Annotated in this window: 13 protein-coding genes and 1 pseudogene; 2 read left to right on the forward strand and 12 right to left on the reverse strand. The window is 37.8% G+C overall.

Features of this window, described 5'->3' with window-relative positions; genetic code table 11:
• Positions 1 to 25 precede the first annotated feature (25 nt).
• The 6 genes from G7057_RS03270 to G7057_RS03295 all read right to left on the reverse strand — a co-directional run bounded on the left by G7057_RS03270 (position 26) and on the right by G7057_RS03295 (position 8,017).
• Complete coding sequence (locus tag G7057_RS03270) at positions 26 to 1,786, reverse strand: glycoside hydrolase family 3 protein (RefSeq protein ID WP_166161307.1); 1,761 nt, start codon at positions 1,784 to 1,786, stop codon at positions 26 to 28.
• A gap of 221 nt (positions 1,787 to 2,007) precedes the next feature.
• The gene (locus tag G7057_RS03275) at positions 2,008 to 3,066 is read right to left on the reverse strand and encodes an FUSC family protein (protein WP_166161309.1); all 1,059 of its coding nucleotides are present in this window, start codon (positions 3,064 to 3,066) and stop codon (positions 2,008 to 2,010) included.
• Positions 3,067 to 3,258: 192 nt separating this feature from the next.
• The gene (locus tag G7057_RS03280; RefSeq protein ID WP_166161311.1) at positions 3,259 to 4,695 is read right to left on the reverse strand and encodes an MFS transporter; all 1,437 of its coding nucleotides are present in this window, start codon (positions 4,693 to 4,695) and stop codon (positions 3,259 to 3,261) included.
• A gap of 370 nt (positions 4,696 to 5,065) precedes the next feature.
• Positions 5,066 to 5,914: a creatininase family protein gene (locus tag G7057_RS03285; RefSeq protein WP_166161313.1), complete on the reverse strand. Its 849-nt coding sequence runs from the start codon at positions 5,912 to 5,914 to the stop codon at positions 5,066 to 5,068.
• Between the two features lie 19 nt (positions 5,915 to 5,933).
• Positions 5,934 to 6,827 (reverse strand): diacylglycerol/lipid kinase family protein, encoded by an 894-nt coding sequence (locus G7057_RS03290; protein ID WP_166161315.1) that lies wholly within the window; start codon positions 6,825 to 6,827, stop codon positions 5,934 to 5,936.
• 14 nt (positions 6,828 to 6,841) lie between these two features.
• Positions 6,842 to 8,017, reverse strand: coding sequence for a GNAT family N-acetyltransferase (locus tag G7057_RS03295; protein WP_166161317.1), 1,176 nt, complete (start codon positions 8,015 to 8,017; stop codon positions 6,842 to 6,844).
• A gap of 181 nt (positions 8,018 to 8,198) precedes the next feature.
• On the opposite strand from G7057_RS03295, the gene G7057_RS03300 reads away from it, so the two are divergent.
• Both G7057_RS03300 and G7057_RS03305 read left to right on the forward strand, forming a co-directional pair.
• Complete coding sequence (locus tag G7057_RS03300; RefSeq protein ID WP_319592857.1) at positions 8,199 to 10,169, forward strand: S9 family peptidase; 1,971 nt, start codon at positions 8,199 to 8,201, stop codon at positions 10,167 to 10,169.
• Entirely contained in the window at positions 10,169 to 10,606 is a 438-nt protein-coding gene (locus G7057_RS03305; RefSeq protein WP_166161319.1) for a hypothetical protein, read from the forward strand. Before G7057_RS03300 ends, G7057_RS03305 begins: the two co-directional genes overlap by 1 nt.
• Positions 10,607 to 10,688: 82 nt before the next feature.
• On the opposite strand, the gene G7057_RS03310 is transcribed toward G7057_RS03305, so the two are convergent.
• From G7057_RS03310 to G7057_RS03335, 6 genes and pseudogenes are all read right to left on the reverse strand, one after another.
• The gene (locus G7057_RS03310; RefSeq protein ID WP_166161321.1) at positions 10,689 to 11,006 is read right to left on the reverse strand and encodes a DUF6075 family protein; all 318 of its coding nucleotides are present in this window, start codon (positions 11,004 to 11,006) and stop codon (positions 10,689 to 10,691) included.
• Between the two features lie 292 nt (positions 11,007 to 11,298).
• The gene (locus G7057_RS03315) at positions 11,299 to 11,712 is read right to left on the reverse strand and encodes a DUF5301 domain-containing protein (RefSeq protein WP_166161323.1); all 414 of its coding nucleotides are present in this window, start codon (positions 11,710 to 11,712) and stop codon (positions 11,299 to 11,301) included.
• Between the two features lie 25 nt (positions 11,713 to 11,737).
• A complete protein-coding gene (locus G7057_RS11985; protein WP_405002641.1) occupies positions 11,738 to 11,998 on the reverse strand; it encodes a DUF6973 domain-containing protein in 261 nt (86 codons plus the stop codon).
• A gap of 11 nt (positions 11,999 to 12,009) precedes the next feature.
• Positions 12,010 to 12,234: pseudogene (locus G7057_RS03325) on the reverse strand (transposase); the annotation flags it as partial.
• Positions 12,235 to 12,372: 138 nt separating this feature from the next.
• Positions 12,373 to 12,594, reverse strand: coding sequence for a hypothetical protein (locus tag G7057_RS03330; RefSeq protein ID WP_166161325.1), 222 nt, complete (start codon positions 12,592 to 12,594; stop codon positions 12,373 to 12,375).
• Positions 12,595 to 12,610: 16 nt separating this feature from the next.
• Positions 12,611 to 13,141, reverse strand: a complete 531-nt coding sequence (locus G7057_RS03335) for a hypothetical protein (protein ID WP_166161327.1) — start codon at positions 13,139 to 13,141, stop codon at positions 12,611 to 12,613.
• Between the last annotated feature and the right edge of the window lie 257 nt (positions 13,142 to 13,398).

Here is a 13,398-nt window from a genome sequence, read left to right on the forward strand (position 1 = left end):
TATTAATAAGGGGTTAGTAAGTTAATTAAAATCTTGTGTCTTCAAAGCCTGCAAATGCATCTACTGGAGATACACCAACAAATTCTGAGCGACCCAACATTTTTTCGATCAATGCTTTCATTGTATTTTCTTTTGCATCGTAAGCATTGATGTAAGTTTGCACTTGAGGCACATCCGCTAAGTGGAATGGTGCTTGTAGTGAAACAAAGATTGTTGGCACTTCATGTACGTAGAATGGAATATCAGGCGTACCTTTTGAAGCTGGCCATTGAATACGTTGATCTGTGTTCGGATTAACAACTGCTAAGTTGATAATTAAGTCATAGTTATCAGTTAATTCAGCGATTGGGCGTTTTTGTGCATAAACATTACGTAATGCAGCTTGACGTTCTTCAGCTGGCATTCTGTTAATGCGTTCTTCAGCTGATTCCCAAACTGTAACCTCGAATCCTTCTGCTTCAAGTAATTCCTTGAATTTAGCAGATGGTTTTTCGTTGTTACCGATCATCGCTCCGAATCCACCTTTTGTTCCAGCAACGTCTACTAATAAAACACGTTTTTTAGTATCAGCAGAAATTGGGAAGATGTTTTCGTTGTTTTTAACTAAAGTAATCGCTTTGTCAGCTACTTCGTCAGAAATTTTTAGGTTTTCAGCTAAACCAATTTTTGCCATAGCTTCTTCTTTAGGAGGTAAGATTTCTGTCTTAGCTTTTGTATGTAGGCCAAGCATTGCTTTCATTCCTAAAATACGAGTTAGCGCTTCTGTTAAACGGTCTTCTGTAATAACGCCGTTCTTGTATCCTTCTAACATCCATTGGAAATCTTCGTCTGGATCGTTGAAGAATAAGAACAAGTCAGAACCAGCAGCAATTGCTTGTGGTAGCATGTCTTTACGTTTCATAACAGATGTCATTGCAACCATGTGACTTGCGTCAGTAACAACAACACCGTTGAAGTTCATTTTACCGCGTAGTAAATCAGTTAAGATTTCTTTGCTTAATGTTGCAGGCATATTTGCTTCTTGAATAGTAGCCTCTGGGTTAAAGTGGCGTACGTAAGATGGCAATGCAATGTGTCCAGCCATGATTGATGGTAGACCTGCATCAAATAATGAACCATATACTTTACCAAATGTTTGGTCCCACTCTTCAGTTGAGTAGTGGTTAGGAGCAGCAGACAAATGTTGGTCACGTTCGTCAATTCCGTCTCCAGGGAAGTGTTTTGCAGCAGGAGCAATTCCGCTCTCTTGGATACCGCGCATATATTCTAATGATAATTCGATTGTTTGATCAACATCTGCACTCCATGTACGAGTTGAGATGATTGGGTTACGCCAGTTGCGTAATAAGTCAACGATTGGAGCAAAACTCCAGTTACAACCAATAGCAGATGCTTCAATTCCAGAAATACGGCCTAATTCATAAGCATACTTTTTGTCGTTTGTAGCAGCAACTTTGATTTCGTGTCCTACATAAGTACCGTCTGTACAAGCACCGTTACCACCTGCTTCAGTATTTGCAGCAATCAACATTGGAATTTTGCTGTTTTCTTGAAGAATTTTGTTTTGTTCATAAACTTCGTCAGCTTTACCTGGGTTATAACGAACACCACCGATGTGGTAGTTATTTAAAACGCCTGTTAGGTACTCTTCAGTACGCTCAGCACCCATATTGATAAACAATTGACCAATTTTTTCTTCGTCAGACATGTTTGCGATTGTTTCTTGAACCCACTTAATGCCCTCAGCATCAAGATTATACGGTTTTGCAGTTAAATCTACTTTCATTTCCAATCTCCTCTCATGGTTTGAGCAATATTTGGCAACAAGTATCTTTATGTCTTTGTACCAAAATTATATCATATAAAGCATACGCTTTCTTTTTAAAACCTTCATTAACTCACTATGCAATTGCATGTACTATTTTTGCATATTTTGTTATTTTATGAAAAAAATCGTTAAAAAAAAGCCGTTTGCTCGCTAAAATGCAAACTATGGCTTATTTTTTATTATTTTAAAAAAGTAAATCGTTTTTCTTTAATACGTAAGCCCAGTTCAATTAGGGCTGCACCGATAAAACCGATGATACTACCTACTACTAATCCTAATAAACGATACTGAACGAGATCGGTAATAAACAAACCACTCGACAAATGAGACAGCATCAGAGAAACGGGATTAGTAAAGAAATTAGCGACCGCATAATTCCTCACCATACAAAATTCTACTAAAAAGGTAAAGATGACAATTAAAATAATAGTTGGAATCACATCTAAATGAAGGGATAAGAGATAAAAACCAATAATTAGTCCAACTAATCCGCCTACAATCCGTTGCACATTTCGATAGAAGACAATTCGAATTTCTTTACCTGCCAAGACAGCTGCTGTTGAAATGGTTACCCAGTATGGATTCATAAAGCCCAAAGCTTGACTAATATACGCGGCAAAAAAGATGATTCCTGCGTGATGAATGGATGTTAATAACAAATCAGAGTCGTGTTCGATAGCATATTTAATCCGTTCTTTATAACTCTTATGATTATCCTCTACCGGACGTTTGAGATAATACTGGTTAATATAACCTGTTAAAACCGCCATCAAAATAGAGGCTAGCACACCGCCACCGACATAGCCGACTGCTGGCAACATTTGACTAAATTCTAATTTCATTCCTGTTCCCATAGAACTGACCATAATTAAGAAAAAGGCACCCGGATTAGGGATTTGTAAACATCTAACAACCAAGAACCCAGCTAAACTAACAAAGCTAATTGCGATTGGAATGGTCCACGGAATTAAAGTGGATAGCAATCCCAGATAAAACCCAGCCATAATACCTAAACCAGCTTTTAAAATACGTTTGGCTAATTTTGGAATGGCTAGAGGTGTATAAGATAAGAAGGCGAATGCCCCTAACGCTCCTAACGTTCCAAATTTCATATTCCCCGACCACAAACCAATCAACATAGGTAAAGCCACACTTAGTCCAGCTCCAATCACACGAGTCAATGAGTCATTGGTTTGTTTAATATGAATTAAGTCTTTTACAAATCGTCCCACATTCATTCCTTTGCGCCTCCACGTCAAACACCCCTCTTCGACCAAAAGAGAGAATGTTCAAAAAGTTTTTTCAACTATCTTAACACATGTTAGAGAGTCGTGCAGACAATTTCAAAAGCAATTGGGCCGATTAACGACTATTTTTAAACAAAAAAACCCTTAAAAGCAAAGGCTTTTAAGGGTAACAACTAGGCTAAATTATTCTTTTCCAGCAGCTTGTTCGATTCGCCATGCTGAAATATCAGCACGCAAGTCATCGTTAATATTCCATACAAATGTGAAAATCGCCCATGACATAACAGCTGCTGCTGCTGGAGCAATAAGTGTCATGGCAACAATACCAAGGGTTGTTCCGTCACTTTGTGTCAATCCTTGGTTAGTCAACTCTGGGTTGTAACCAATCCAACCAATCATCAATACACCTATTGATTGTGAAATCGTTTGTCCAACGCGACGTGTTAGTGAGAATGTACCGTAAATAGCACCTTCTGTACGTTTACCAGTTAAGTATTCGTTGTAGTCAATCGCTTCACTTACTAGTCCCCATTGAAGTTGAACAGACATATTAATCAGCCCGTAACCAATAGATGAAATAACTAGAAAAAGAAGCGGTACAACATCAACAGATAGCATGACAACAAATAATGCCACATTTAGAATAATCCCTAGAGCTAGGCAGTTTTTAATAACTTTTACAGTACCACCCATCAGTTTTGTCAAGGCAGGAGCAATAGATAAAAGGCTAATTGCTAATACTTGAGAAATAATAGATGTGTAAGTCATCATACTGATGTCACCAAAAACGTCAGCATACATATAAGGGTTAAATGTACTGTACAAGAACGTACCAAATACAATAATAACGGAGTGTAAACTCAATGCTAAGAAGGCACGGTTTTTTCTAAATACATTAATAATATCAGTAAACTTCACTTTATTTTCTGGCGTATCGTCTACAACTACACGTGCACTTGCATTACGCTCTTGTGTCCAAGAGAAATGTAGGAAAATAATAACACCAGCTAAAGCTGCGGTAATAAGACTTGCAATCATGTAACCACGAGGGTTCTCACCTAGTGATGCTAGAACTTGAGGGATAATAATACCGCCGCCCAAAGCTCCAAAACTTGAACCTAAACCACGAGCTGATGAAAGAGTTGCTCGCTCTGTATCGTTAAGTGCCATTGCACCTAATAGCGATCCCATAGCGATGTTCATCATGGTGTATCCCCACTCATAAATAATTTTTAGAATGAATAGAGAAATAACTAACGATATACCTCCTAAAAAGCTCGGTACAGTAAAGAAGGCAACTAAACCAATCGTGATAACTGGGATTGAAGCTAGAATCCAAGGACGGAACTTGTCTTTGTCTCCTTTACTTTTTGCGAAACTCTTATCCATTAATGTCCCAACAATCGGATCATTAAACATATCCCAAAAATTCCAAATTAATAATAAAACAGATAAAATGCCGTATGATACTTCAAGAACGTTAGTAATATAGCGAGTCATATATCCAACAAGGATAAGGGTCAATACGCCCCCTGCATCCCCAGCTGCATATCCAACTCTGTGCTTCCATGTCAAACCACTAGCTTTTGTTGCTGCTACTTCTGTTTTAGCGCTTTGCATAATTCTTCCTCCTACTTTAAAGTTTCTCTCACATATACCATTGCAAGCGATTTCCTTTCGCTAAATGAATTCTATACTGAAAGCCTTTACAAGACCATGACTGCGCTTTCTTTCTTTATTATTTTTATTGACTAAAAATGTCATAGCGATTACAAAACACGTTAAATAAGCATTTCCTATATGGATTTTTTTATTTTAAGAGCGATAAATGTTTTATAAAAAAGCAATTTTAAGACATGAAATCAATTTAAGAACAAAACTTATTGACTCAATTATTGATTTTTGCTTTTTATCGATTGTGAATTAACCGACAAATAAGCAAAAAAATCCCACTTGCTCTTTTTTCTCACGGAAAGCAAGTGGGGAATCTTTATTTTTTTAACCAGGGATATTTTTCAAGACTAACCGTTTGTGTGTAGTGGTCAGCTTGGCGTAAGTGTTCAACAATTTCAGGAAGATTTAACTTTGTGACGAGTTCATCAATTGCTTCGATTCCTTCATCAGCTAATTCGTCTCGTTGTTCTGCAGTTTTTAAGAGCGGTGTTACCATATGCGTGCTCGCTTCGTTAAAGTAATAACCAATCGCTCCCGACTGCATGGCATACTTGGCCAGCTTGCTTGCTGGTGGCTCTTGCATCCCTGTCATCATCTTATTAATGTCATAGGTAACCGAATTAGACTCTGGTACATTTAGTGGAACATCATCCAAACGGTTTAATATTTTATAGGCACCAATTGAGATTTGGTGGAACTTATCCATGAAATTAAAACTTAAGTCTTCAATAGCTTGTGGCACAGCAATTAAATCCAAATATAGAATTGGAACATTGGTCTCACTAAAGAAATCACGAATCATGCTACTCACATACAAATAAGCTGGGCCATGACAAGTCACATAGACTTGTCGTCTAAAGCCTTGCTTTAAGAGCGATTGAGAGATTGCCATCAAATAGTCATAACCTGTTTTAACTGATAGTTGAAGTGTTCCCCTTCCTGTGGGTGTCCCTCCCGCAAAAAAGTAAGGCAGATTGTGTAAAACAAGACCATCTGAAGCTTCGGCCATTTTCAAAGCCACGGCCTCAGCTAATACCGTTTCAGCATCCACTGGCAAAGCACCATGTGTTTCGGTTACTCCAACTGGAATATAAATCAAATCATTGTGGTCTAAATAATCTTCAATTTCACCATTTGTTAACTTTGATAAAAAACGTGTGCGCATGATAAAAACCTCCTACTCATTATTTACCTGGAACAAGAACTGTGAGATGTTGCGGTAAAACCATGAGATCTAATGGCAAAGCATCCCCTTCATCGCCATCTACATTGGTGGTCATATCTGTGTCATTTTGAACCGCAATATGTCCTTTTTCAAAGGCACGATAGACAATTTGTTGGTCATCCGTTAGTTCACCTGAGAATACTTTCGGCAATAACGCTAACTTATCCAGTAGCTTGTTACCCTTCAATAAGGTGAGATGTAGTTTACCGTCATCAACTTTTGCTTGAGGAACTAACTTTTCAAAACCACCTACTGAATTTGACAAGGAAACTAATAGCATCATCGATTCTTCCACAAGTTCCTCGCCGTCTATTGTTAAGTGGAAGGTGAAAGACTCACTTTCTCTCAGAGCCTTTGCCCCTTCCATAAAGTAGGCGAAAGCACCAAAGCGTGTTTTTTGCTCAGGATCCACATTGGATACAGCACCAGGAATGACACCTACTGCTACAACATCAATAAAATAATGATCGTTTATTTTACCAACATCCATCTTTTCTTTTTTAAGATGGCGTAACTCTTCAATCGCTTCTTCTGGGTTCATTGAAATGCCTAGAGCTCGCCCTAAGTCATTAACCGTTCCAAGTGGAATAAAACCAAAATCAGGACGGTAGTCTTCCTCTGCCAAACCACTCACGCCTTCGTTAACCGTGCCATCTCCTCCCATAACAAACACCGCATCGATATGGTTTCTTGCAGCTGTCTTAGCAAAGTCCTGCGCATCGCCTGCTTTTTGGGTCTCTTTAACGGTTACCTGATCATATTGCTCCTTGAGTATCTCAGCTACTTTTGTTGCATATTCCGTAGCCATTTCTTCACCAGAAGACGGGTTTACAATCAATAATGCTTCGGTCATTCGTATCGCTCCTTTTAGAAAAAGTCATTAAATCGTGGGTTGCCATGTGGAATCGCTGCTTGCCAATGTTTCGCTTGTTGGTCTGTCACTTCTGCGAAACCAAACTGACGGTACCAATCAAGGCTATGATAGCCCGACATCATAGCTGAAAAAGGTCCAATTGCCATTTTTAGTAATTTTTCATCTTGAACAGCTAATACTTTTGTAACGCGACCATCTGTATCAATTTTAAAAACAGCTTGGTTCCAATCAGCATGAGGATCTTCAATACTCACATAAAGTGGTTGATGTCGTTTTTTAAAGGGGTAGTCTTTTAAAAAAGCTTCTACATCAACAATTCGAATCATCATATCGTAGAATCCGCTGCGTTCGAAAACAGGCTCTTTTAGATGGAATGCTAGTGAATCATCAACAGGAGACTTACCAACAACTGTTGAAACTTGTGATTGGTGCGACTGAATATACTGCCATAATACCCGCATGGCGTGACCATTCGCCGCATGAAAATCTGTTATTTCTAACTGGGGCTTGTTCCAAACATAACGGACATAGCCATCCACTTCTCCCGATTGGTTGACACTAACTCCAAAATGATCAAAGGGTTCTCTTAATCTAAGGCGATTCCACCACTTATCGTCACGAACCATATAGCCATTGGTTTGTTCAACGATTGTTTGATGAAAGGCTTTAACTTTAGGCAGCCAATCGTCACGGTTATCACTCTCATAATCAAAGCGAACAACTCGCCCACTCGTTTCTTGGCGAAGAGCCATTTTCTCAACGGGAATGCTATAGTTGCTATTCTCAAAAAAAACTTCATAACCAAAATGACGATAAAAGCCTATTGAAAAGGGACTTAAAACCGATAAAACTTGGCCGTCTTTCTTCATCTTTTTAAATGCTGCTTGCAACAAGCCTTTCGTCACACCACCTTGACGGTATTCGGGATAGGTAGATACCATTGCGATACCGCCCATTGGATAAAGGTGCCCTAATACATTCATTTCTAGTGGATGAATGAGTAACTGACTAGCTAATTCCTTTCCATCATAGCCACCTAACCCAGCCCCTATTTCTAACCAAGGGACAATATCATCCATATGGTCAGCTTCATGACGCTTAACAAAACAGTAGTCTTTTAACTTTACAACTTGATCTAAATGCTCAGTGGGAATCAGTTTATAGTCCATCATTTGGCTCCTTTATTCACAATTTTAAATCATTTGATAGCTCTATATTAGCACTGTTTGTCTAAAAAAATCGATTCTATTGAAAAAAACTGTCAAAAATCCGTTGCTAATCGTAAACACTTTACATCGCAAGCTTCCTATGCTCTAATTATTTTATATGAGAATAGATGGAGGTTATATTTTGACAAAAGAACCATTAAAAATGGATAGTCTCTTTGATTTAAAAAGTTTGAGCCAGCCCCTTATGTGGGGAGAGCTCGTTTTTTACCTTGAGACGATTGCTAATAAAGAAGAGAACTCTTACACATCAACTATTTACAGCTACAACCTAAAAACCAAAGAACGCCGACAATGGGGAGATGGTGGGAACAAGCAACTTCATTTGCAACTGTCACCCAACAAAAAATACCTTTCTTATTTAAGTAACAATCATAGCGATAAGAAAATGCAAGTCATGATTATGCCGCTAGATGGCGGGAGTGCCTTTGCCTTAACAGCTGAAAAAGAAGGCGTTTCTCACTATATGTGGGCGGATAATTCAAGTGCCATTTTCTACCAAACGACGACCTTAACTAAAAAGGACGGCCAGACACAGCCGGCAGAAAAGAAACTGCCCACGCCAACTGAAATTAATAAACTAACTTACAAATTAGATGGCGCGGGTGTGCTCCCTCAAGACCGTCATCATTTAATTAAGAGAATGAGTGTTGCAAGTCAAACCGTTGAGACCTTACTTGAAGAAAGTCATCCCGTTCGGTTGTCTTATGTAGCAAAGGACGAGAGTTACTTATTATTGAATGACGATTTAAATCGTGACGACGAGTGGTCTTATGGAAGTACGGTCTACTATTTTGATTTAAAAACAAAAATACAACGTTCACTGACAACAACTGTTCCAAAAGGAAGCTTCTATTTTGCAGCCATGTCTGACCAAGAAGACTATCTCTTATTAGTCGGAAATGATTTCGAGCATGCCTTTGTGTCATTAAATAAGATTTATGGTTACGATATGGTTTCACATGAATTGGTTTGTTTAACTGACGATTTAGACCTAGAAGTACTTGATACAATTGTGGCAGACTTCCAGCAAGGCGTGCAAGGGATTCGTCCGACTTGGCTAACAGATTCTGAATTCCTATTCCCAGCCACTCACCATGGTAAAATCCAACTATACAAAGGGGATCGACACGGTCATACCACCTTACTCTTTGATGAACCACTTCATCTTACAGATGGCAGTTTGTCGCAAGACGGCCAGCAGTTAGTTGTCACTTACTCCTCTTTAACAGAAACAAGTGCGTTGGCAGTCATTGACTTGGCTAGCGGCCATCTCGATTGTTTGTACCAGCCTAACCAAACTTATTTTGAGTCTCATGCTGTAGTAGAACCGGAGCGCTTTTGGTTTAAAGGTGCTGATCAGTGGGATATTCAAGGCTGGTACTTACCGCCTGTTGAGAAGCGGGACAATCACCCTGCTATTTTGTATATCCACGGTGGCCCACAAGTCTGTTATGGGGAATCCTTCTTCCATGAAATGCAAGTATTGGCTGGACAAGGTTATGGTGTTATTCTATTGAATCCACGTGGCGGCAACGGATACGGCCAGTCATTCGTTTCGTCTATTCTGGGTGATTATGGTCATAAGGATTACGAGGATTTGATGCTAGGAACGACTCATGTGCTAAATGAACATCCTGAAATTGACAGCTCTCGCCTCTATGTGGCTGGTGGCAGTTATGGTGGTTTTATGACCAACTGGATTGTTGGTCATACGGATCGTTTCCGTGCCGCTATTTCGCAACGGTCGATTTCTAACTGGATTTCATTTTATGGAACGAGTGATATCGGTGCTTTCTTTGTGGAATTCCAATTGCAACGCGATTTATCAGATATAGAAGGTCTGTGGAAGATGTCGCCACTTGCCTATGCTCACCAAGCTACAACACCATTATTATTGATGCACAGCGAACAAGATTTACGTTGTCCAATGGAACAGGCTGAGCAATTTTATGTGGCTATGAAGAAAAATCATGTTGATACGAAATTAATTACCTTCCCGCAATCTAATCACGGCTTGTCACGAGACGGTCTTCCTAATCTGCGGATGAACCGCTTTGACGCCATGATGGCTTGGTTGGATACTTATCAGTAATGATCCTAATTGATAAGAAAAGCGGACATGCCGTCGGTACTGTGTTATCTTCGGATAAACATGTCCATATTTATTTAGGTAGTCGCGGAAAAGAGAATAAAGAAAACTTCCATATTGGGAGATTACATTTTCATATTCAGTATGCTTTTTCTGGTTTTTGTAAATGGGGAACGGGTTTGAATAGGCGCCAAAGATTTATCAGTTTGATCGGAGGTCCTCTTCTGTCCTTTATCATGATGGTTGCAGCAGCCCTCATGCTTGAATTTGTACCAACCGGAGTTGGAAAAACGTTGTTGGCAGGATTTGCAGAAGTTAATCTATTCTTATTCGTCGGTACCCTTACTCCATTTCAGTTGCCACAGTGGTTCGGAGAACAATTCAGTTTTCCTTCAGATGGATTGCAATTATTGCGATTGTTTAGAGAAGAAAAAGTTTAGGAAAATATTAAGAAGCATACAAAAACGGACTCTGAATAGCTTAAAAAATTGCTGCCCAGAGTCTATTTTTTGTAGTTTTGTTTTATTCCTCGAACCCAAACCTTAAGAAAAGAGCATTGATACAGATCCGAAAATTATATTCGTCCAGACCACTGAATAATTCTAATGGGTCTGGAGCAGGGGACCCATTATATAAATTAAATGCCAACTTAACCATTCGATAGGCGCCCTCACAGAAGTCTACCTTTTCAAAATCAAAGATGCCATTTACTTTTTGGTATAGGTCTTTGTTTCCGGAGAGGATATAGAATAATGCTCTGCGTTCGGAATCGCTTGGACTTGTCTGGTCTCTTTCCAGTAATTTGTTAAAACTTTCTTCGAATGTCAAACCTTCTGCCATTGTCAAAACTTCTCTGTTCCCTTATTTTGACTCCAAGTTTGCAGATACTTGATGCGAGAAATTACATGAGAGATATAGAAAAATACTGGCGCAATAAAGTTGTTGAAATTTGTACGAAAAAAGTCATTCCGAAGGAAAAAAATGGATGATTCAGAATGACTTTTTATTATTTAAGACTAAATATGAAGCAGAGTTAAATCCAATAATTAGTTGTAGCATGTCTATTGTGGAAGTTATTGGCCGATGTGATACTTTTGGTTAACAGTTTCCTTTAGGTATTTTTTATTTCAATCTACCTGTTACTTAAGGAATTAAACAAAGATATGATATTTTCCTCTATCTCTTGAGATATTCTATAGATACCTTCATAGGGTTTTTCTAAGAAATAGTCATTTTTTGATTGGTACAAATAAAATGTATCTGTTTGTTCATTATCCCTTGTAAAGACTATTGTAATGAAGTGATTTTCTAAAGGTTGATCATTAATGCTTGAACGAAAAGTTTTTCTTGCATTCTCAATATTATCGATTATGTTTGAAATAATGTCTTTATCTGTTGACTGTACTTTTTCATTATCTTTTTTGATTGAGACAGATTCTACTTCATTTTTATTAGGTAGGATATCTATTGCTCTACGTGGTAAAAATAAAAGCACAATAGCTAATATAAAAACAACTGAAAAGAGAATAAAAGATTTGGTTTTCATAAATTCATCTCCGTTTAATTACACTCTAAAATGCAGGACTTACTAATTTACCATTTTTAACGACTCTGCCTTTTCCGCTTTTTATTGAACTATATATCTCGTCAGACATACTTTTAACAGCTAAACCATTTGAATGAGAGCCATATTTACTTCCTATGGTTCTTCCTAATCCATTATTAAATAAATCCATTTCCTTATCTACCCCCGATGAGTCAGCTTCATGGGCGTCAGTCCATACCTTGGCACGAGTAGATCCAATTCTTTGTGTGAGATTGCCATTCCACATAGCGTGTCTAAAAGCATCTGGAACAGGAGTTGTTCCAGTAAGGAGATGTTGTCATGAAGCCAGTAGCTGCGATTGTCTTGGAAGGTGAGAAACTGGCGGGCTAATTTTGAGAAGCCAATTGAATCCATGAATTCCTTTACCAAAATCAAGCCAGAATCCGTAGAAAGATTGCCGCCCATATTGTTTACCACCATTTTTGAGTTGAAATTTACGTGTTTCTCCTGTAATGTAGCCATTGAGAGACCCCCTTTCTTTGGTTAGGTTTAGGCGCTTTAACCATAGCAGATTGGGGTTCTTTTTGTACACTCAAAGGGTGCCGGATAACAAGACGAAAAACAGTGTTGGGACAACATTTAAAGAGCATTTCAGTAAAACTATGAATTATTCAGGTTATTATTACTATGTTTTTTTAAAAAATAAAAACCTATTTTTGATAGTAAATTTAACAGATATAAAATACATAGTGTTCTAGACAAAATATATCCATCAATTGCTAGCTCATAACCGTTAGGGATTAAAGCACTTGGAATAATAATAAGGATTATTGTTATTATTAAAGATATTAGAATAGGGATATAAATGAAAATTTTTTTCATATTAAGACCTCCTTTATTATTTGTAAATAAGTGCATATTCTCCATTTGTAACTAGTTTTGCAGTATAGCTATTGCTAGTTTCTATAATTCCGCTACCTGTTCTATAAACTTCTCTTATTCCACGTTCAACTCTATAGACAGCTCTATAACCTACATATGCTGTTTTATTTGGTCCAACATTTAAAGTGTAACCTACTGAACTTGTAGTAGATTTCCCAGATTGTACAGAGATTCCATAAACATTACCTGTAGTCCCACCAGATATAGTGACACTATTATTTACACTAATTGATCCCCCTGCAGAACCTGTTTTAAGATCATCTGATACGCGTTTAAAACCCGAATATTCAGTTGTTACTTTTGGATTTATTTTTCTTATAGAAAGTGGATACCTAAGCATCATATTTTCTAAAGCGCTATATGCTTCTTCATTAGGATAAAAATCCTCATTTAAGAAATTTACTTCGCTCTCATTAAACTCTCTAACAACGTTACCATTGTTATCGATAAAATCAGCGGAAACCTCTTGTTGGTAGATTGTAAGCATGCAAGACAGCATGCCTAAAATAGTTACTAGCCGAAACACAAAATTTCTTTTTTTTCTTTCCTCCTAAATATATTATGTTGTAACATTTTATATTTTACCATGAATATAAGAAAACCTAACGAAATAGTCATATATGACTATTTTGTTAGGTTAAAGCCTCTTTTTTTTGGGTAAAAAAAGAACATAAGTTCCCCTTTTTAAAGTTTGAGGTTAATTTTTACACTCTTTTTTCCTCTTTATTAGTGTAAGCATAAAAA

This window comes from Jeotgalibaca arthritidis (assembly GCF_011100465.1).
GTDB classification, from domain to species: domain Bacteria; phylum Bacillota; class Bacilli; order Lactobacillales; family Aerococcaceae; genus Jeotgalibaca; species Jeotgalibaca arthritidis.